The following is a 21,605-nucleotide window of genomic DNA, read 5'->3' on the forward strand; positions in this document are numbered from 1 at the left end:
GTTAAACAATGTTGGTTGAATTGTGAGCAAAACCTTACTGTGTCTGTGATGTAAGCCACAGGCGTAACTTGACGTGCCCCCCAAAGATCCATCTATATGCGTGATATTTGTCACGGCAATCCTATAAACTGCTTCACAATTACTTCGCAAAGTAAAAAAATTAATAGGTTGTTGTTTTTTGGAGTTCAAAATGTACATGGCTCAACCCGGGCACATTGATCATATTAAGCAGATCAATGCTGGTCGCGTGTATAAACTGATAGACCAATTTGGGCCTATTTCGCGTATCGACCTATCTAAACTCAGTAGTCTAGCACCGGCTAGTATCACCAAGATTACGCGAGAACTCATCGAAGCACATTTGATCCACGAAACAACGGTTCAAGAGGCGACTAGTCGTGGTCGACCTGCCGTTGGCTTGCAAACCAATAACCAAGGTTGGCAATTTCTCTCCATGCGTCTCGGAAGAGGCTATCTAGCTATTGCACTGCACGAACTGGGTGGTGATGTTCTTATCGACACCAAAATCGAAGTCCACGAAGTGGACCAAGATGACGTGATGGCTCGATTGCTTTATGAGATTGAAGAGTTTTTTGAAAGCTATAGCGAGCAGCTTGACCGTGTCACCAGCATCGCACTAACCCTGCCAGGGTTGGTGAATTCTGATCAAGGTGTTGTGTTGCAAATGCCGCATTACAATGTGAAGAATCTAAATGTTGCTGAAGAAATCTTTAAGGTGACCGGGTTACCGGTATTTGTGGCCAACGATACTCGTGCTTGGGCATTGGCAGAAAACCTTTTCGGTCACTCTCAAGACTGTGACAACTCTGTACTTATTTCCATTCACCACGGTCTAGGTGCAGGCATCATTCTTGATGGTCGTGTTTTGCAAGGCCGACATGGCAACATCGGTGAGTTGGGTCATATTCAGATAAACCGTCAGGGTGAAGATTGCCACTGTGGCAATAAGGGGTGTCTTGAGACTGTCGCAAGCTCGCAAGCTATTCGTGATGAGGTCACAAAGCGCTTGGCTCGCGGAGAAGCCTCAATTCTGTCAGAGTATGAGGACATCTCTGTTGAAGCAATTTGCGAAGCCGCTGTTAAAGGGGATGCGCTTGCTATCAACGTCATTGAAAAGCTAGGTGAGCATCTTGGTAGCGCGATCGCTATCGTCATCAATTTATTTAACCCAGAAAAGGTGTTAATTGGTGGTGTGATAAACCAAGCGAAAGACATTCTCTACCCGGCAATAGAGCGCTGTATCTCTGAACAAAGCCTTCCTGTCTACACGGAAGATCTTCAGTTGGTCGAGTCTCGTTTCTACAAACAAGCGACTATGCCCGGTGCTGCTTTGGTTAAACAAGCGCTTTATGATGGACTTCTGTTAATGAAAGTCATTGAAGGATAACGCTTTTCACACTCTTTGCTGACGGTCATACTTTTGTTGTGAAAGTCAGTAAACTTCTTGTGCTTCCTGCCGATAACATGAGATAAGAAATCAGTTATTGTTTATGCCAAGGAAGCCTAATGTCGAGCGTATTGAGTTCTGTCGACCAGCGTACCCAACTTGTGGGTGAAAATAGACTTGAGCTGTTAATGTTTACCCTTAACAGCCGACAGACCTTTGCTATTAATGTCTTTAAGGTCAAAGAGGTACTTAAGCTGCCACCTTTGACACAACTTCCTGGCTCACATCCTAGCATTCGCGGTGTCGCCTCATTACGTGGCGAATCGCTACCAGTCATCGACCTTCGACGTGCAATTGGATTTCCAACATTGAACGAAGAAGGCGATCAAAATCTTATCGTTACGGAATACAACCGCTCGGTTCAAGGGTTCTTGGTTGGTGAAGTAAAGAACATTGTTAATACTGCTTGGACAGAAATTCAGCCTCCTCCTCGAACTGTTGGGCGAGCTAACTATCTCACGGCAATCACTAAGGTTGAAGAAAATGATGCCGTCAGCCTAGTTGAAATCATCGATGTTGAAAAAGTCCTAGCAGAGATCATCGATTACGATATCGCTATCTCAGAAGAAACCTTAGACCGTTCATTACTTCCTCACCTACAAGGTAAGAAGATCCTCATCGTAGACGACTCGTCTACCGCTCGTCATCAGGTGAAAGCAACGCTCGCTCAGCTAGGGGTTGAAATCATTGAATGTTTCGATGGTGCGATGGCTTACAACCTTCTGAAGCAATGGTGCGACGAAGGCATTGATGTTTGCAGCGAACTCTTGATGATGATTACTGACGCTGAAATGCCAGAGATGGATGGCTATAAGCTGACTCACGAGGTCCGCAGCGACCCTCGCATGAAAGATCTGTATATCACGCTCAACACCTCATTAAGTGGTAGCTTCAACGATGCTATGGTTGAGAAAGTGGGCTGTGACCGCTTTATCTCCAAGTTCCAGCCAGATTTGTTGGTCGATGTGGTTCAAGAGCGTATTCGACGTGATTTGTAATTAATTTGTGCTGTTAAATAAATTACACCGTACGTTAAAAAATAGGCTATAATTTGGGCGTATCTATAGGCATGACCCTATAGAAGATAAAAATATTTTACTACCGACTAAAGGTTGTTCCATCAGAATGATTTGGTTAACTTCTAAGGTATTGATGACCTTAAGTTTACTCATCTACAAGGAATGGAAGAAAAGACGTACGGAAGCGGCAGTAGAAGCGGATCTATGATTCATAGGATTAAAAAACGGGGACCTAGGTTCCCGTTTTTGTGTTTATGAGTCCCCTAAATCGCTGACAGTCCGAGCTAATGAAACTCCCTTGATTGGACTTTGAGCTCGCCAAGGTGTTCGGTCATGTCAATTAGGCGTCCGGCAATGACATGAGTGACCTCTCCCTCACGCTCTAGTATGCCTTTGACCTTAAGGATCTTTGAGGTGAGATAGGCCTTCTTCTGAGCCCTTGCGGTTGCTTGCCACACCACCACATTAATGTTCCCCGTGTCGTCCTCTAGAGTAAAAAAGGTGACACCAGCCGCAGTGCCAGGTGACTGCTTGCCTGTCACTGTACCCACCACAGTCACCAGCGATTTATGTTCTTTAGTCACAAGGTCTTTCATTCGAGTAAATCGTCCCAGTTTTCCCGCTCGGTCGAGTAGGGTGATAGGGTGCTGTTCGAGGGAGACATTCATTGATGAAAAGTCCTCAAGCATGTCTTCAATCGCTGAAGGCTTGTAAGGAAGCGCGTGGTGTTCAATTGACTGATAGTTTTCAATTGAATGAGACTCTGCGTCATTCTGGAACAGTGGCAGGTCTTGCAGATTATCCATCATCGCCCAGCGCGTCGCATAGCGATCGCCTGAAATGGCTTTTAGTGCATTTGCAGAAGCCAGTATTTCCAGCTCACGACGATTTAGTCCTAGCTGCTTTATCTGGGTCGGAGTACGAAAGCCTTGGGGTGGTCTATGTTGTAGCAGCTTCTGTATGCTTTGCTCACTGAGTCCGTTGACCTGCCTAAAGCCAAGCTGCAAGGTTAGCCCTTGGTCGCTTGGTCTTAGGTAGTGATGATAGGTTGAGCGATTGACGCACACCGGAGCAATAGCAACCTGATGCCTTTTCGCATCTTGGATCAGCTGAGAGGCGCTATAAAAACCCATAGGAAGGCTATTGAGCAGCGAAGCGTAGAACGCTTCAGGGTAATAATGTTTGAGCCAGGCGCTGCAATAGGCAAGCACAGCGAAAGACGCAGAATGACTCTCTGGGAATCCATACTCCCCAAATCCACAGATTTGCTCAAATAGACGTTCTGCAAAGTCCGCTTGGTAGCCATTTTTCTGCATGCCATCGATAAGCTTAGAGCGAAACTTAACAAGATCGCCGTTTTTCTTCCATGCTGCCATTGCTCGCCTGAGCTGATCGGCTTCACCGCCAGTAAAGCCCGCTGCGACCATGGCAAGTTTGATCACTTGCTCCTGAAAAATAGGAACGCCAAGAGTACGAGACAGCACCGATTTCACCTCCTCAGACGGGTAGGAGATGGCTTCTTCGCCGTTGCGGCGTTTAAGAAACGGATGCACCATATCGCCCTGGATTGGTCCGGGGCGAACAATTGCAATCTGAATGACTAGGTCATAGTAGGTAGTTGGCTTTAGGCGTGGCAGCATACTCATTTGTGCTCGAGACTCAATCTGGAATACACCCACCGTGTCAGCACGCTGAATCATGCCGTAGACGTTTGGGTCATCTTGAAGTCGAGTAATATCAGCGATAGTGAGTTTTCGTCCATAATGCTTTTCAACCAATTGAAAGCACTTGCGAATCGCGGTAAGCATACCTAAAGCAAGCACATCGACTTTAAGTAGACCTAAGCTTTCTAAATCGTCTTTGTCCCATTGAATCACGGTGCGATCTGCCATCGCGGCATTCTCTACGGGAACAAGCTCATATAAAGGACCTGAGGCAATGACAAAGCCACCGACATGCTGTGATAAGTGTCTTGGGAAGCCAGTAATGTCGTTGACAAGCTCAATAAACTGTTGCCCTTTGAGTGAATCTGGCTTGAGCCCTAATTCAACCAATTGTGCCTGCCAGCCTTGCGAGCGATCGCGGCGGTTAATGTTCTTGATAAAGTAATCAAGCTGCGTTTCACTCACGCCAAGTGCTTTGCCGACATCGCGTACTGCACTTTTGAATCGATAAGAAATGACCGTAGCCGCAAGCGCGGCACGCTCACGACCGTATTTTTGATAGATATATTGGATCACCTCTTCACGTCGCTCGTGCTCAAAGTCGACGTCAATATCGGGCGGCTCATTACGCTCTTCACTAATAAAGCGTTCAAACAATACCGATATCTGCCGTGGGTCGACGGAAGTAATTTCTAGGCAATAACATACAACAGAGTTGGCGGCTGAGCCGCGTCCTTGGTAAAGAATACCTTGTCGCTTGGCAAACATGACGATGTCATGAATGGTTAAAAAGAAAAATGGGTAGTGTAGCTTTTCGATTAGAGTGAGCTCTTTTTCAATGGTTTGCTCAACATGCAAAGGCACCCCTTCAGGAAAGCGTAGCTGTTTGCCGTACTCGACTAACTCCCTTAAATAACTCATGGGTGTTTTTCCGTTGGGAATTAACTCACTAGGGTACTCATACTGCAGTGTCGATAATTTAAAGTCGCACAAATCCGCAATGTAGACGCTTTCGGCCAGCCACTCCTCACGATAGAGTTTTTCAAGCTTAGTCTTTGGGCGTAAGCTGCGCTCAGTATTTGCCAGTAAGTGACCACACACTTTATCAATAGAGGTATTGAGCTTTATTGCTGTTAGCGTGTGTTGTAATGGCAGGCGAGTCGCGGTGTGCATCAATACCCCACCACAGGCGGTAATCGGGCGTTGAAGCTCGACAGAGAGTGATTCACAGTGACTAATGTATCTGTGCTCCTGTGAGGTGAGGTGACGCTGTAAACCAATCCAGAGTCGGTGACCATGGTATTGCTCGAGCCAGCGCCCCCATCGCAAATCATGCTCGTTACCGCAAGGCAGCCAAATAACAAGGCAGTGACGCAGTGACATCACATCCCATTCTGAGAGTTGATACTCGCCTTTTCCACAGCGGCGTCTGGCGTTGGTAATGATACGGCACAGCTCAGCGTAGGCCTCACGGCTAGGGCACAACAACAAGAACTGACACTCACTATTGAGCCAAAACATACTGCCGACAATCTGCTTAATGGATAAGCCATGTTGTTTGATTGCAGTATGAGCGCGAACCACACCTGCAACGGAACATTCATCGGTAATCGCTAAAGCGGAATACTGCAAAAAGTCGGCTTGCAGCATAAGCTCCTCAGCATGTGAGGCGCCAGTTAAGAAGGAAAAATTACTCTGACAAAAAAGCTCGGCGTACTTCATAGTGCTTAACTTAAAAATGGTTAACTAAATTGCCCGTGGATAAACCACTGCTTGTCTTCAGTACGATAAATCCATAACCACTGCCCCTGTTCACCACGTGCGACATAGTAGTCACGCTTTACAGGGTTACCATCCCACCAACCGCTGACGATGCGTTCAGGGCCGAGAGCGACGGTTACCTTTTGCTCGAGCGCAAAGGGGGGGCTGTACAGTAAGCTTGGACGGAGTTTATGAGGTAAGTGGGCATTTACCTCTGGTTTTTCGTTCGCGGTAGGGACTCTTGGCTGCGTGGCGAACTCAGGTCTTGGGTCATCGGTGAGCGTCAACGAGGTCACATTGTTTTGACCAAGCTTTGCCTGCAATGTTGAGATGAGCTCAAGGGCTGTTTGGCTTCCTTTGACGCCGCTAAACAGATCATGCTCATTGACTTGCACCTCATCGGCGCGCACGATTTCCAGCGTTAAACCATTCACGGGACCATCCAGCTTGATACTTTCGAGCGTGAGCGCAGAGAGGGTTTGCCATTTCTCAGCAAGATAATCCCCTTGTGCAGAATGGAAGCTTACCGACTTATCGCCATGATCACGCTGGTGGAGGATGAGTGATAGCTCAAACGCCACTTTGTCGCGTAGCTTAAGAAACACCTCGAGCTGGTTGAGGAGCCGCCTTAAAGGCTTTTGTAACCAGTCGATATTCTCGACATCAAATAACAGCTCCAAATACTGGCAAAAGTGCTCAGGTGGGTGATAGAAATCAACAGGGTGTTTGAATTGCCCGGTGAGCCTGCCGACATAGTTCACTAAGTCGATATCAAAGCGTTTGGCGATATCAGGTAAGGGGAGTGCTAAAAGGTCGGCAATAGTTTGAATGCCAACCCGCTGTAGCTTTTCGACCTGTTTGTTTGGTAGCTCAGAGCACGTTAATGAATAGCGAGCAACAGCATCATTGAGCGCCTTTCGATCGGATTCAATCCAGTTGCGCCCTTGCTTTGCCATTAGCATCGCTGAATATGGAGACACACCCGTTGAATAGTAGGCTTGCACGTTCAGATGTTTGAGATGTGCTTGCAGCGTAGCCCAATAGTTACCAATACCCTCGTATAACGACAGCATATTGGTAACCTTAATCAAAAGACCATTGGGTGGGCACAGACAGATGTCGGAGGTGATCATGTACAGCCACTGAGCAATATCGTGCAATCGCCGAGTCTCGACGTCATTGTCGTAAGGGTGCACCTGAAGATCTTGGCAAAGCGCAGCAGCGCTACCCAATCCCATACCCAAGGTTACACCTTGTTCGAGGGCGCAAGCGTTGGCTTGAACCACTTCATGTTTACGGCCATCAACAATCGCTACAGCGAGCGCTTCTTCTTCGCTCGTTGGTTCTGACGATGTGTCGTTCTCTTCTCGATGCCCAGCAAACAGCGTATCAAGCTGCAGGGTCGGGAAGTGCAAATATAACCACAGTAACATGCTTATCCTTGCTGACGCATTGGGAAGGCAACCACAGTAGAGGTGCTTGGTTTTTCGCTGGTGGTGAGCTCAGGCCAGCGGTCATGCATGTTGATCACAAACTGATCGCGAACAAAACCACCTTTGCGTTTGGTAATTGCTACAGACAATCCCATCTCATGTGGGCTAAGGGTTAAGCTCAAAGAGACTGGGAGTGAAAATACCTGAGTATCGTTATTCGCAGGTGCTGGCTTAAAAAGGAACTGGAGACAATGACCCACCTCGCTCGCCACTTGCAGACGCTTTGCTTGATGAATTTCAATTCCACTATGCCAAAGGCAAACCCCACAGCATGCGCCACTTTTTAAGCACTGCTCGGCAGCCCATAATGCGTGTTGCGGCGAATCAGGATAGAGCAGTAGCACCTGAGAGGGGCTAATGCCCTGAGCGTATAGGTACTCGGCACACAGATAACCGGGAGGATTGATCAAAACAAACAATCTTTCAGAGGCCTGTTTTTGTACAAAAGGCATCAATAATCTCAGCTCCCCAATACCTTGAGGAGACTGGATATCAATCACGCCAGATGTAGGAAACCCACCACCAAGCCTGTGGTCGAGTTCGGAGAAACCGGTACAATGAAACTCGCGAGGAACTTCAACTCGGTTTCCTTTCCATATCAATTGCTTACTGTGTAAATTCTGAATGAGTTCATGCATAATAAAATACCTGTATATACATACAGTATATAATAAAAAGGTCGGCTCGCAAGCCCTGAAAACAGGATCAATTCTTGAATGGTGAGAGAGTGTTCAAAGACAAAGGACTAGAAACAAAGAGTTAGTGTCTAGATTGGGGAAAGAGTGGTAACAAAAAACCGCGAAAAAGAGTGTAAAGACTAGAGTAAATATTTTAATCTCATTGAACTATGTTAAGGATTCCATGATGGTTGAGGGGCTCAGCGTGTTTAACCAGAAAGATAAATACTCGCTAATTGTACAAGGTGGCGGTCAAAAGGGGGCGTTTGCCTCGGGTGTGTTGGACAAGTTTATTGATGCCGGTTTTGACCCCTTCTCGTTGTACATAGGCACCTCGGCAGGTGCACTGAATGTCTCTTCCTTTGTGACCAAGCAGCGTGGCATTGGCCTCGACTTTATCCTTAACTACACCACGCGCGAGCGTTTTTTCGATATGAATAAGTTTCTGCAAAAGCAGCAACCTATGGATCTCGATTGGGCGTTTGACTTCGTCAACAGTGGCGAGTTTCCCCTCGATTTATCTCTCGGTAAGCAGAACCTAGGCGATGATAAAGTAGCACTCGCCTGTATTACGGATGTGGAAGAGTTAAAGGATTACTACTATCCGATCTTCGCTGATAATTGGTTTGATGTGCTAAGAGCAACCTGTGCAATTCCAATGCTTTACTATCATGATATTGAGTTTGATGGGAAAAAGTGGGTCGATGGCGGGGTATCGGCAACCATTCCTGTAGAAGAGTCGTATCGCCGCGGTATCAATAATATGGTCGTGATAAGTACCATCCCAAAACCGAAAGAAGCGCTAATGTTGCCAACTTCAGTCCGTGAGTCACTCGATAAATGGAAAAAAGAGTTAGAAGAAGGGTTAGAGATGCACATTCGTCATCTCAAAGTCTCAGGGACAAAAGAAAAACTCGCTGAGTTCCAAAAGCAGTTTTCCGCGAAAGTCGCTGAGATGAAGGTCGATTATCAGCGACTAACGGGCCCGCGCCTGGAGTCGTATCGCGACCAATATAAGCTGATGACGGCAGATAAGCTCAACTTAAAGCAATGGATTCAAGATAAAGACAAACTGGCTCGCTTGATTGATATTCAAAACAAACGTACGCCATTTAGTCGAAGCAGCACAAGTCATCTGGATATGCTGGTTTCTCACTATGCTAATCATGCAGAAGTGGAGCAGTTTCTGCTATCGCCACCGGATGATGTCAACCTATGGCACATACAGCCAGAACGCGAACTGTCGTCTAAGGGACTGCTGAGCCAAAAAGATCAGATCTTGGAAGACTATGAGCACGGCATTGCAACAGCCGCTGAGTTTTTAGCAAAACACCATCGCTGAACGCATGGAATAGTTTCCCATTTAAACCACACTCATCTCATTTGATTAAGGGCTGCTTGCCCTTAGTCGCTGTTGCTCTCCCCAAAAAACGCTTAATATTCAGTCAGGTGGCAGCATGCGGATAGTAACTAAATATAGTGAAAACCGAACCTTCCTCCAAATAACAAACTATATGTATATGATTTTAGTTGGATATTATTCCGTTGAGGGATGAGTCACAGATATTTACAAAAGGTTCTCATACACTCGCGATTAGTTTCGAACGAGCATTTGTATCGTTCGATGTTTGTACTATTTCGCTCAAAATGAGGTTCCTATGTTCGGAATATTTAAGCCTAAGGCACATATCGAACGTTTGGCGTTCGACAAGGTTGATCGCACCTACTCTCGCCTAAGATGGCAACTGTTTATCGGTATTTTTGTTGGATATGCGGGCTACTACTTAGTGCGCAAAAACTTCAGCCTCGCCATGCCGTATTTAATAGAGCAAGGCTATAGCCGCGGTGATCTTGGGGTGGCATTGGCTGCGGTGTCTATCGCTTACGGCTTGTCTAAATTTCTTATGGGCAGTGTCTCGGATCGCTCAAACCCAAGGTACTTCTTAAGTGCCGGTCTACTAATGTCGGCAATCGTGATGTTCTGTTTCGGCTTTATGCCTTGGGCAACCGGAAGCATCACTGCTATGTTTATCTTGTTGTTCCTTAACGGCTGGTTCCAAGGTATGGGGTGGCCTGCCTGTGGGCGTACCATGGTGCATTGGTGGTCTCGCAAAGAGCGCGGCGAAATCGTATCAGTATGGAATGTGGCCCATAACGTGGGTGGTGGCTTAATTGGTCCACTGTTTATCCTTGGCCTCTGGGCTTTCAACGATGATTGGCGCACCGCTTTTTATGTTCCTGCCTTTTTTGCCACTCTCGTTGCACTCTTTGTTTGGGTGACTTTGCGTGATACGCCGCAGTCTTGTGGCTTGCCTCCAATTGAAGAGTACAAACAAGACTACCCAGACGATTACGACACCTCACACGAAAAAGAAATGACCGCGAAAGAGATCTTCTTTAAGTATGTATTCTCTAACAAGCTTCTGTGGTCTATCGCTATTGCCAATGCCTTTGTGTATCTAATCCGTTACGGCGTATTGGATTGGGCGCCAGTTTACTTGAAAGAGGCGAAAGACTTCTCGGTCGACAAATCATCGTGGGCATACTTCCTATATGAATGGGCAGGGATCCCAGGGACACTATTGTGTGGTTGGATCTCAGATAAGCTCTTTAAGGGACGTCGTGCACCAGCGGGTATTCTATTTATGGCATTGGTTACAGTAGCCGTCATGGTCTATTGGTTTAACCCAGCGGGTAACCCGGCAGTCGATATGATGGCGCTGGTGGCGATTGGCTTCTTAATTTATGGACCGGTAATGCTGATTGGCTTGTACGCGCTTGAACTAGCACCGAAAAAAGCAGCGGGAACAGCTGCGGGGTTAACCGGATTATTTGGTTATCTAGGCGGCGCAGTAGCGGCAAACGCAGTGCTAGGCTATACCGTTGATCACTTTGGTTGGGATGGTGGCTTTATCCTGCTGGTGGGTTCGTGCATTGTTTCTATAATTTGTTTGACCTACGCATTGCTGGGTGAGCGTGCTCATCATGAGGCGAAGCAACTGGAAAAACAATTACAAGACGAGCAATTAAAGAATAAAGAAGCGCTATCTTCGTAGCTCAATAAGGAAATCACGATGAAAACTTCAACGCTTATTCTTTCAGCTATGGCGTTAGCGGCATCGATGAACGCTATGGCTAAACCCTTGGTGATTGCTCACCGAGGAGCGTCAGGTTATTTGCCTGAACACACGCTGGAGGCAAAAGCTCTCGCGTATGCAATGAAGCCGGACTACATCGAGCAAGATGTGGTGATGACGAAAGACGATCGCCTAGTGGTGCTGCATGATCACTATCTTGATCGCGTCACCGACGTCGCGAGCCGTTTTCCGGACAGAGCGAGGGAGGATGGCCGCTTTTACGCGATTGATTTTACCTTAGCTGAAATTAAGACGTTGCACGTGACAGAAGGCTTTAAGCTCGATGAGCAGGGTAACAAGGTGGCTGGGTATCCAGAACGCTTCCCAATGTGGAAATCAGATTTTACTGTGCCAACGTTGGAAGAAGAGATTGAGCTGATTCAAGGGTTAAATCAAACCCTGGGTTATGACATTGGCATCTACCCAGAAATCAAGGCACCCTGGTTTCATCGCCATGAAGGGAAAGATATCTCCAAAGCAGTACTCACGGTGCTTAAGCGATACGGCTATGACACAAAAGACGACAATATCTACCTGCAGTGCTTCGATGCCAATGAGCTACAGCGTATCAACGACCAATTACTGCCAGATATGGGGATGGACCTGAAATTAGTTCAGCTTATCGCGTATACGGACTGGAACGAAACCATGGTCTATCAAGGCGATAAGAAGCAGCCTTATCGTTATGAATGGATGTTTGAGCCCAAAGGTATGGAGCAAGTCGCTCGCTATGCCGACGGAATTGGACCTTGGAAGCCGATGCTTGTGGATTCATCCTCCACCAAGGGCAATATTAAGGTGACCCCACTGATGGAGTCTGCAAAAGCGGCGGGTTTAGCGGTACACCCTTACACGTTCAGAGCGGATAAGGGGCGTATTCCTGCGTATGCCGAGGACTTTGATGACATGTTGAACATTTTCTACCACCAAGTGAAGGTCGATGGTGTGTTTACAGATTTTCCGGATAAAGCCGTCGAGTTTTTGAACAGTAAGTAACGACAGGTCCGGTAAACGAAAAAGCGGCGCAGATACGATTATCTGCGCCGCTTTATTGGTTAGTACGTCGACTATTCTGCTAAGTCAACGGATCAACGTTTAGGTTGAGCATCAATACATTGACCATTTACTTCTGTCACGCTCGGATCCATCAGATGCAGATAGAGCGGGATGATGTCTTGTGGCGTCTTCAATGTATTGGCATCTTCACCCGGGTAGGCTTTTTCACGCATGCGAGTGCGCGTTGCGCCAGGGTTAATCGCATTCACACGAATAGCCGTGTCGCTGAGTTCGTCGGCTAAAATTTGCATCATGCCTTCAACCGCAAACTTGGAAATCGCATAGGTGCCCCAGAATGCACGGCCTGAATGACCCACCGTCGATGATGTGAAGACAATGCGGCCAGCTTCTGCTTTCTTCAAGATAGGCAGCAGCGCTTGTGTCATCAAGAACTCCGCTTTTACGTTGATCTGCATAACATCATCAAACGTTTCTTCATCGATTTGATCGAATGGACTTAATGTACCGAGCACACCAGCATTGTGTAAAACACCATCGAGTTGACCAAACTGGTTTTCAATGGTTTCGGCCATATCAACGTAGTTTTGTTTGGTTGCACCTTTCAAGTCGAGAGGGATGATGGCTGGCTGCGGGTAGCCTCGCTTCTCAATCTCGTCGTACACCAACTCTAGGTTGTTGACGTTGCGACCAAGCAAAATCACCGTCGCACCATGCTCGGCATAACTCAACGCAGCTTGGCGACCAATGCCGGCACCAGCGCCTGTAACTAAAATAACTTTACCTTGCAAAGCTTCAGGAGCGGTTGAATATTCCACGTAACACTTCCTTAGTTATTAATATACCCAAGTAACCTTAAGATACAGGTTCAGCGAGATTTGCTAGGGTTGCAGGCGCGGCGGCGGATTGAAAGTATAGTGGTTCTATACTGAAAGCCGCCAACAAAGACTGCGAGCCTAGCAAACTCGCCCGAAGGGAACACTAGACAAGTCTTATCTCAGCGTCAAATATCCTTACAATGGACGGCCATTCTTGCGGCTCTTTTCCTTGATATAAGACTTGTCTAGTGTTCTGAATCCTGAATCTTAAGGTCACTTGGGTATAATTCTTATTGGTAATCGTGACAAGTTAGTTACAATACACCAATTCGTCGTATAGGGGATAAGACATTGGAATTTTTATTAGACTACGGATTATTTTTGGCCAAGATCGTGACAGTGGTCGTTGCGATTGTGGCGCTACTGATTGTTGCTAAATCAGTAGGTGGTCGTGCTGGTGGTGCGAAAGGTGAGTTGGAAATCACCAACTTGACTGAGCAGCGTAAACACACAGTAGAACAACTAGAGCATCATCTGCATGATGAAGCCTTTATCAAAGCGCGCGACAAAGCTGAAAAGAAAGCTGAAAAAGAGAAAGCAAAGCAGCGCGAAAAAGAAATCAAGAAGGCCGCAAAAGAGGGTGAGCTAGAGAGCAAACGTGAATCACACCTATTTGTACTGGACTTTATTGGTAGCATTGACGCAAAAGAAGTCGCGTCTCTGCGTGAAGAAGTCAGCGCGATTCTTGCTGTCGCGAAAGAGGGTGATGAGGTCCTAGTTCGACTAGAGTCGGGCGGTGGTATGGTTCACGCCTACGGCCTGGCGTCATCGCAGCTTGATCGAATCAAAGCAGCTAACCTGCCTTTGACAATCGCAGTCGACAAAGTGGCGGCAAGCGGTGGCTATATGATGGCATGTATCGCAGATAAGATTGTATCAGCACCCTTTGCGGTTGTTGGCTCAATCGGCGTTATCGCTCAGCTTCCAAACTTCAATAAGCTTCTAAAGAAAAATGACATTGAATTTGAACAGCTAACCGCTGGTGAGTACAAGCGTACCCTAACCATGTTTGGTGAAAACACAGACAAGGCTCGTGACAAGTTCAAGCAAGAGCTAGAAGAGACGCACGGCCTGTTCAAAGACTTTATCCGCGATCACCGCCCTGAACTAGACCTCGATAAAGTCGCAACGGGCGAACACTGGTTTGGTACTCAAGCGAAAGAACTGGGCTTGGTCGATGAAATCAAAGCGTCCGATGACATCGTCATTGAGGCGTGCAAAGACAAAACAGTATTGTCGATTCGTTACGTTCAGAAGAAAAAACTCACTGATAAACTTTCTGGTGTAGCAGGTGATGCGGCAGACAATGTGTTTATGAAGCTGATAAGCCGTGGTCAACGACCAATTGTTTGATTGTTTATATAGCCAATTGACAAAATAAGTGCCGCTGTGGTCTTAGGCTGAAAAACGATGAGGGATCTGATTTATGCAGATCCCTTTTTTACATCTTGCTTTTATTTGGTTTCGTAACTGATTTGCTTACTTACGTTCTTTAGCTGCACGCCAACTTTACTAAACGCCACTTGAACAGCGGTTGAGACATGCTGCTGACCCTCTCCCATTAAAAAGTGAGCTCTATCCTGATTCGTTTCAAACACGCAGATAATTTTTAGGCTTTGTGGGAAGGAGGTGTGTTTAACGGTATGAGTCACCCAAAGAAAACCATCGTAGCTTTTTAGTGTCTCTTCACAAACGTCAGTTAACACGCTTCGGATTAGATTCTCGATCTTTTTATCGGATTTTCGCACGACGAAACCTTACTGTTAGCCTAGATTTATACGGCCGCTGACTTCTTGTAATAGTAGCGATAATAACCTACCAGATTACTCGAAATAAAAAGCACTTCCATTATGACTGCTGTCGGAGAGCCGACGATGTAGTTATGCACTAACCAAAGGGCCGTACCTATTATCATTAACTCCCTTAATCGGCGATCATCGCGATTAAACGCAGCGACCGTTTGAAAAATGGATGCGGAACAACTAATGATACTGACTAAACCTGAGTAGGTGACTAACGCTGAAATAATTGCAACGGTACAAAAGACGTATTTCAGTTTGTTGGAAGTAGAGAAGATACTCACTAAGTACCTTATGGTTGCGATAATCATAAGGCTTGCAGCGGTCCACTGCTCTAGAAGGATAAAGTGGCTAGAGATTAAGATTCCGGCGCAGAATAGGCAGGCTACAATTTTTTGTCTGTCCTTGAACTGAAAAGACATCAAATCAAAACCAATGGCTATAGCCACCAAAACCTGAGACAAAACAAACGGTGTCACGAAACCTCCTGTCAACATAACGCTCTTTAGACGAACTCTTCCATATTCGCAGGACGCCCATCTTGCTGATGTTTAAATTGAAACTCAACACATTTCAACTTGATGCTTTAAATGAAGGAGATCGTGGGGGAGAAACCTAGTTTATTCCAGATAATCTTCCGTGGTTGGAAAACTATTATATTATCTGCGTGGTGGGTCTTATGTGACGATAGGGTTTTAGTTTAGAAAAGTGAGGCAGGCACGTACCAGGTTAAACAACTCTAGTCATCTTAGAATCGATGCCTAGACGCAACCACCTTACGCTCTGCCTCTTCGACTTCAACACAAATTACAACATGTGTAATACGTCCGCTAAACGCTTGACCGCTACTCTCAATTCGTCTGGTGTCGCGTTGGTAAAGTTAAGACGCAGAGCGGCCTTTACCTCAGAGCCTTCAGGGTAGAACACTGGGCTTGGTACAACGGCCACACCGTTGGTAAGTAGTGTTTTTGCAAGCTCAAAAGTATCGCATTCTGGGATTTCCACCCATACAAACATCCCGCCATTAACGGGTTTCAATACACAGCTTGTAGGAAGCCGTTGTTCTAGTTCCGCATACATAACGTCGTAGCGAGATTTGTAAAGCTCACAAATGGTGTTGATGTGGGTTTCAAAGTTGTCGTGTCTAAGCAGACCGTGCAGGAGTGCTTGCATCGGTACACTTGAATGCAGATCTGCACCTTGTTTGATTTTAATTAGCGGTTCTAGGTAGCTTGTTTTACCTGTAACCACACCGATGCGAAGACCTGGTGAGGCGATCTTAGAGAATGAGCGCAGTAGGATTGAGTTCTGTGGACAGAAATCAGAAACCAAAGGCAGAGCCTCACCGGAGAAACGCAGTTCTCGGTATGGCGCATCTTCAATGAAAGCCACGTTATATTGAATACAAAGCTCAGCAACTTTTTGACGTGTTTCGAGCGACCAGCACACCCCTGTTGGGTTATGGAAATCTGGCACCGCGTAGAACATTTTCGGCTTTTCCGTTTCGAAGCATCGCTCTAGCTCGTCAAGGTTTGGACCAAACTCGGATTGAGAAACGGTAACGATATTGGCTTGGACTAAGCCAAATACCTGCATTGCGCCAAGGTAGCTTGGCGCTTCCATCACCACCTTGTCACCTGGGTTCACGTAAGCCCTCGCAATCAAATCTAAACCTTGCTGAGAGCCGGTAGTGATCATTGCGGTGTGTGTTTCAGGAAGCTGGAAGTAATCATTGAGAAAATCTAACAGGGGTGTATAGCCTGCTGTTGAACCGTACTGGAACACTTCTGGCATGTTCGCCAAGTTCTCAAGCGTTGGCTTCATTAAGTCAATAGGGAAGGTCTTTTCGTCAGGTAAACCGCCTGCAAGTGAGATGACGTTTTTATCGCTGGCCGCAGCGAGGATCTCTCGAATGTATGATGACTTTACTTGTTGCAATGACTGTGCGATTTCCATCTGTTGTTTTTCTCTTATTTATTAATTCTGGTTTTCTTCGAAAGATATTACATGTGAATTGCCAAACTAAGTGTGTCCATTTATGCTGTTAAACATGTCCATTTATGCTATTTCGATAGAACGTTGAATGATGAGCCAACAACAGGTTTCTAGAATTAATGACGTATTGTTCTATATACACCAAGATATTAGTCGAGAACTAACCGCTAAAGAGCTGGCCAATGTAGCGGCATATTCTGAGCAGCATTTCCACCGAATCTTCAAGAATGTAGTGGGGGAGTCGATTCATCAATACATCCGTCGCACGCGAATGGAGTACGCAGCAAACCAGTTGATGTTCGATACTAAGTCGTCAGTTTTGGAGATTGGCAATAAGTGTGGTTTCAGCTCAGTGTCATCGTTCAGTCGCGCCTTTAAAGCCACATTTGATATGTCGCCTGGTACTTGGCGTAAGCATGATTTGCAGGTTGCGGAAAAGCCCTACCTAAAAGATCCTGAGGTGGCGGAGGGTTACCATCGAGTTGCTGAGCTTACATTACCTAAGCCTAAAATCGTTGAAGTGCCACAACGCTTTGCTGCTTACGTGCGTCATGAAGGTTATAACCGCTCTATCCGTAATGCATGGCTGGTGCTCAAGGCTTGGGCCAATTCTGAAAACCGTGACTTCTCAACCCAATACGGTTTGCATCACTCGAACCCCGCTTGGGTCGAATTGGATAAGTGCCGTTACGTAGCCTGCATCGCCATTGATAAGCCACTTAAATACCGTGGTGTTGTGAACCAAATGACCATACCTGGTGGCTTGCATGCGGTGTTTCGATTGACGGGTGTTTATGGTGAATTGTTGCCACAAATCAGTATCGTTTTGGAAAAATGGCTGCCGGCTTCAGGCTTTAAACTGCGTTCGACGCCAGCGTATGTGCATTACCATCAGAACCACTTTTTAAACGATGAAGAAGCGTTTGAACTGGATTTTTATTTGCCTATTAGTTTTTTCTGAAACGTGCGCACCTAGCCTCAAGTAGATTCCTGTTTGCACAGGAATGACGGGAGTTGTTAGCCACTATACTCAAAGTAGCCGTCATCTCTGCGCAGGCAGAGATCTACTCAACGCGCGCACCAAGCCTTAACAAGATTCCTGTCTGCACAGGAATGACGAGAGTTGATCGTTCTTCACATTCAAATCGTCGTCACTCCTGAGCTAGACAGGAGTTTACCCAACACGCGCACCAATCCTTAAGTAGATTCCTAGCTACCTAATGAGTCGGTCAGCAACATGATGGTTGTATCTCGTTGGTTTCAATTATCGAACATAATTAGCTTCAAGACTGACATACCAACGCCACAGTTGACCATTCTCTCGCTCAACCCAAAGGTCGTTATGAAACTGGTAAACTCTGCCATTAACCACGGCTTGTAATGTCTGTTCTCCAGTTACCGAAACCTTTGCAAACTGATCGGAAGTAACTAGAAACGGCTCTTGGTCCTCGATGCTTACAGCATCAGAAACAACAAAATACGCGAACTTACCCCCAGCATCGGGATCGGTAGAGACGATGCGGTGAGCGGATATTGAGAACTCATCGTTGAGTTCGATTTCGTTGGTTTGTGGTCCAATTCGTTCATGCGTCGGTATAAACACCCAAGCGAGAAGAGCGACAATAGCGAGTAGGGTGGTGGCGAGAGCTAGCAGTATTTTTTTCATAGGAATGCTGATCAGTTAAGCGTTGGTGTCACTTATCCTTTATTCGATTCGCGCTGTCAATCAATGTCGTTAAATAATAGTGGCGAATAAAATTAAGCGGATTACTGCCTAAACAGCAATCCGCTTAAGATCAGGTGACGTCCTAAGGGGAATAAGGGGTTACCTGATTCGTTAAATACTGGAGTTATATGGCTCCCGTTTAGGGCATGTACCCAGTATTTCTCGTCGGCCAGAATCTTTCACTTCTTCTAAGATGACATCAAAGCCCCATAGTCGATATAGGTGCTTCAAGACCTCTTCATGCCCACCGTCTAGAGGTATACGATTATGTGGAACATGCTGAAGGGTAAGCGAACGATCGCCTCTCACGTCTACGTTGTAGACCTGAATGTTTGGTTCTAAATTGCTGAGGTTATATTGAGCGGCTAACTTTTCTCGAATCTGGCGATAGCCCAACTCGTCGTGAATAGCCGAGACCTCTACAAAGTTTTTACGGTCATCATCGAGGATAGAGAAGAACTTAAATTCACGCATTAAGCGCGGAGAAAGGTACTGGCTGATAAAGCTCTCATCCTTGAAGTTATGCATTGCGAAGTGAACCGCCTCGAGCCAATCGCTGCCAGCGAGTTCAGGAAACCACTCCTTGTCTTCATCGGTCGGGTCTTCGCAAATTCGCTTAATGTCTTGGAACATTGCAAATCCCAGTGCATATGGGTTTATCCCACTAAAGTAAGGGCTGTTGTAGGGTGGTTGAGCGACTACACTAGTGTGACTGTGCAAGAACTCGAGAATAAACTTATCACTTACCAAACCTTCATCATATAGATGATTCAAGATGGTGTAGTGCCAGAACGTTGCCCATCCCTCATTCATCACCTGAGTCTGTTTTTGCGGATAGAAGTATTGGCTTACCTTGCGCACGATGCGCACGATTTCACGCTGCCAAGGCTCCAGCAGAGGTGCATTTTTCTCAATGAAATAGAGAATGTTCTCTTGAGGCTCTGTCGGGAAACGTACCTTTTGCTGTTCCTCTTTTGCACGGTTCTTAGGTACGGTTTTCCAAAGCTCGTTGACTTGAGATTGCAGGTAGGATTCACGCTCTTCTTGACGTGCTTTCTCTTCAGCGATAGAGATCTTCTCAGGTCGCTTATAACGATCCACGCCATAGTTCATCAGTGCGTGGCATGAGTCTAGGATTTGCTCAACTTCTTCGACACCATATTTCTGCTCGCAGTCAGCAATGTAGTTTTTCGCAAACAAGAGGTAGTCGATGATAGAGCTTGCATCCGTCCATGTTTGGAACAAGTAATTGCCCTTAAAGAAAGAGTTATGACCGTAACAAGCGTGCGCCATAACAAGCGCTTGCATGGTGACGGAGTTCTCTTCCATTAGGTAGGCGATACATGGGTCAGAGTTGATCACAATCTCGTACGCCAGACCCATTTGTCCATGTTTGTAGCCTTGTTCGGTTTGAATAAACTTCTTACCAAACGACCAGTGGTTATAGTTGATGGGCATACCGATACTCGAGTAGGCATCCATCATCTGTTCTGAGGTGATCACCTCGATTTGGTTTGGATAAGTGTCGAGTTTGTAATGCTGAGCAACACGTTTTATTTCGACGTGATAGCGCTCGAGCATGTCGAAGGTCCAGTCAGGACCATCAGGTAACACCTTAGATTCTGTCTTGGTCTCAGTGGTCATAGCACGTCTCCCTATGCTGTCTCTTTTTGAAACAACTCCCTAAACACAGGGAATATGTCTTCTACCGATCGGATGTTTTTCATCGCGAAGTTGTCAAAATCATTCTCGAGCTTCTCGTACTCATGCCAGAGAGTCTGGTGAGTTCGGCGAGTGATCTCGATATATGAGTAGTACTGACATGCTGGTAGTAGTTTATTCACTAGCAAGTCACGGCATCGCGGTGAATCGTCGGCCCAGTTATCGCCGTCAGAAGCCTGCGCAGCGTAGATATTCCACTCTCCGGTAGGGTAACGGTCTTCCACTATCTCTTGCATGAGTTTTAATGCACTCGAGACAATGGTTCCGCCCGTTTCTTGAGAGTAGAAGAACTCGTGCTCATCCACTTCTTTAGCTTGAGTATGGTGTCTGATAAACACCACTTCGACGTTTTCATAGGTTCGTGTAAGGAACAAGTACAACAAGACGTAGAAGCGCTTAGCAATGTCTTTGGTTGCTTGGTCCATGGAGCCAGATACGTCCATCAAGCAGAACATAACGGCTTGGCTGGAAGGTACTGGACGTTTTTCGTAGTTTTTGAAGCGTAAATCAAAGGTGTCAATAAAAGGAACGCTATCGATTTTCTTTCGAAGCTCAGCGATCTCCTCTTTGAGCCTGTTCTCTTCAAGAGGCTGTGCTGGCTCACTGATTTTGATTGCATCAAGCTGTTTATTGAGCTCATCAAGCATCTTGCGCTTGCCTGCCGTCATGGCGGTACGGCGCGCTAAAGATTGTTGAAGTGAGCGCACGATAGCAATGTTTGAGGGCATGCCCGCGGTCTGGTAACCAGCTCGATGGGTTTTCCACTCTTTTATCTTGTTGATTTGGTTCTTTTTCAGATTTGGAAGTGCGAGATCTTCGAACAAAATATCCAAGTATTCATCTTTGGATATCTGGAACACAAATTCGTCTTCACCCTCTCCATCAGGGCTAGCTTCACCTTGCCCAGCGCCGCCACCGCCGCCACCTTTTGGTGGGCGCTCGATTTTGTCGCCAGTTATGAACTGATCGTTACCAGGATGGACACGCTCTTTTACGCCCCCTTGGCCTTGATGGAAGATAGGCTCATTGAGGTCTTTGCTCGGAATCGAGACGTCTTCACCGGTCTCGGTGTTCGTGATCGAGCGACGGTTAACGGCATCGGTCACCGACTCTTTGATTTTCTGCTTATGTCTGCGCAGAAAACGCTGCCTATTAACGGCACTTTTGTTCTTACCGTTTAAGCGTCTATCAATAAATTGTGCCATGAGTTACTCCCTGTATTCCCCTCACCATACAGCACCCGAGCAAGCGC

The 21,605-nt window shown here is 46.4% G+C and carries 17 protein-coding genes; 7 read left to right on the forward strand and 10 right to left on the reverse strand.

The annotated features are described in order from the left end of the window. The first annotated feature begins 190 nt into the window (after positions 1-190). The gene (mlc, locus tag J4N45_RS12915) at positions 191-1,408 is read left to right on the forward strand and encodes a sugar metabolism global transcriptional regulator Mlc (protein WP_234495563.1); all 1,218 of its coding nucleotides are present in this window, start codon (positions 191-193) and stop codon (positions 1,406-1,408) included. A gap of 119 nt (positions 1,409-1,527) precedes the next feature. After that, positions 1,528-2,466, forward strand: a complete 939-nt coding sequence (locus J4N45_RS12920; protein ID WP_042476880.1) for a chemotaxis protein CheV — start codon at positions 1,528-1,530, stop codon at positions 2,464-2,466. Positions 2,467-2,771: 305 nt separating this feature from the next. Here J4N45_RS12920 and J4N45_RS12925 read toward each other — a convergent pair whose 3' ends face one another. From J4N45_RS12925 to imuA, 3 genes are read right to left on the reverse strand one after another with little or no spacing between them, the layout of a single operon-like run. Then, positions 2,772-5,873, reverse strand: coding sequence for an error-prone DNA polymerase (locus J4N45_RS12925; protein ID WP_252011686.1), 3,102 nt, complete (start codon positions 5,871-5,873; stop codon positions 2,772-2,774). Between the two features lie 20 nt (positions 5,874-5,893). Then, entirely contained in the window at positions 5,894-7,345 is a 1,452-nt protein-coding gene (locus tag J4N45_RS12930) for a Y-family DNA polymerase (RefSeq protein WP_252011687.1), read from the reverse strand. A 2-nt stretch (positions 7,346-7,347) separates the two neighbouring features. Next, complete coding sequence (gene imuA, locus J4N45_RS12935; protein WP_252011688.1) at positions 7,348-8,043, reverse strand: translesion DNA synthesis-associated protein ImuA; 696 nt, start codon at positions 8,041-8,043, stop codon at positions 7,348-7,350. Positions 8,044-8,287: 244 nt separating this feature from the next. On the opposite strand from imuA, the gene J4N45_RS12940 reads away from it, so the two are divergent. The 3 genes from J4N45_RS12940 (at position 8,288) to glpQ (ending at position 12,215) form a co-directional block, all read left to right on the forward strand. Continuing rightward, positions 8,288-9,424: a patatin-like phospholipase family protein gene (locus J4N45_RS12940; RefSeq protein ID WP_252011689.1), complete on the forward strand. Its 1,137-nt coding sequence runs from the start codon at positions 8,288-8,290 to the stop codon at positions 9,422-9,424. Positions 9,425-9,740: 316 nt separating this feature from the next. Further along, positions 9,741-11,138, forward strand: coding sequence for a glycerol-3-phosphate transporter (gene glpT, locus J4N45_RS12945; protein WP_252011690.1), 1,398 nt, complete (start codon positions 9,741-9,743; stop codon positions 11,136-11,138). Between the two features lie 18 nt (positions 11,139-11,156). After that, on the forward strand, positions 11,157-12,215 hold the full coding sequence (gene glpQ / locus J4N45_RS12950) for a glycerophosphodiester phosphodiesterase (RefSeq protein ID WP_252011691.1): 1,059 nt from the start codon (positions 11,157-11,159) through the stop codon (positions 12,213-12,215). 92 nt (positions 12,216-12,307) lie between these two features. Here glpQ and J4N45_RS12955 read toward each other — a convergent pair whose 3' ends face one another. Then, positions 12,308-13,051: a YciK family oxidoreductase gene (locus J4N45_RS12955; RefSeq protein WP_234495570.1), complete on the reverse strand. Its 744-nt coding sequence runs from the start codon at positions 13,049-13,051 to the stop codon at positions 12,308-12,310. A gap of 351 nt (positions 13,052-13,402) precedes the next feature. Here J4N45_RS12955 and sohB point away from each other — a divergent pair, with 351 nt between their 5' ends. Further along, on the forward strand, positions 13,403-14,464 hold the full coding sequence (gene sohB / locus J4N45_RS12960) for a protease SohB (RefSeq protein ID WP_252011692.1): 1,062 nt from the start codon (positions 13,403-13,405) through the stop codon (positions 14,462-14,464). A gap of 101 nt (positions 14,465-14,565) precedes the next feature. On the opposite strand, the gene J4N45_RS12965 is transcribed toward sohB, so the two are convergent. From J4N45_RS12965 to J4N45_RS12975, 3 genes are all read right to left on the reverse strand, one after another. Continuing rightward, positions 14,566-14,859 (reverse strand): Fis family transcriptional regulator, encoded by a 294-nt coding sequence (locus tag J4N45_RS12965; RefSeq protein WP_252011693.1) that lies wholly within the window; start codon positions 14,857-14,859, stop codon positions 14,566-14,568. Positions 14,860-14,885: 26 nt separating this feature from the next. Next, positions 14,886-15,389 (reverse strand): YgjV family protein, encoded by a 504-nt coding sequence (locus tag J4N45_RS12970; protein ID WP_252011694.1) that lies wholly within the window; start codon positions 15,387-15,389, stop codon positions 14,886-14,888. Between the two features lie 328 nt (positions 15,390-15,717). Next, a complete protein-coding gene (locus J4N45_RS12975) occupies positions 15,718-16,866 on the reverse strand; it encodes an aminotransferase-like domain-containing protein (RefSeq protein ID WP_252011695.1) in 1,149 nt (382 codons plus the stop codon). Between the two features lie 130 nt (positions 16,867-16,996). Between J4N45_RS12975 and J4N45_RS12980 the strand changes: the two genes are divergently transcribed. After that, entirely contained in the window at positions 16,997-17,866 is an 870-nt protein-coding gene (locus tag J4N45_RS12980) for an AraC family transcriptional regulator (RefSeq protein ID WP_252014692.1), read from the forward strand. 303 nt (positions 17,867-18,169) lie between these two features. Here J4N45_RS12980 and J4N45_RS12985 read toward each other — a convergent pair whose 3' ends face one another. The 3 genes from J4N45_RS12985 to J4N45_RS12995 all read right to left on the reverse strand — a co-directional run bounded on the left by J4N45_RS12985 (position 18,170) and on the right by J4N45_RS12995 (position 21,558). Beyond that, positions 18,170-18,571, reverse strand: coding sequence for a hypothetical protein (locus tag J4N45_RS12985; RefSeq protein WP_252011697.1), 402 nt, complete (start codon positions 18,569-18,571; stop codon positions 18,170-18,172). Between the two features lie 171 nt (positions 18,572-18,742). Further along, a complete protein-coding gene (locus tag J4N45_RS12990; RefSeq protein ID WP_252011698.1) occupies positions 18,743-20,275 on the reverse strand; it encodes a SpoVR family protein in 1,533 nt (510 codons plus the stop codon). 11 nt (positions 20,276-20,286) lie between these two features. Continuing rightward, positions 20,287-21,558 (reverse strand): YeaH/YhbH family protein, encoded by a 1,272-nt coding sequence (locus J4N45_RS12995; RefSeq protein WP_234495575.1) that lies wholly within the window; start codon positions 21,556-21,558, stop codon positions 20,287-20,289. Between the last annotated feature and the right edge of the window lie 47 nt (positions 21,559-21,605).

Origin of the sequence: Vibrio sp. SCSIO 43140 (assembly GCF_023716585.1) — a bacterium.
In the GTDB taxonomy this organism is placed as follows: domain Bacteria; phylum Pseudomonadota; class Gammaproteobacteria; order Enterobacterales; family Vibrionaceae; genus Vibrio; species Vibrio maritimus_B.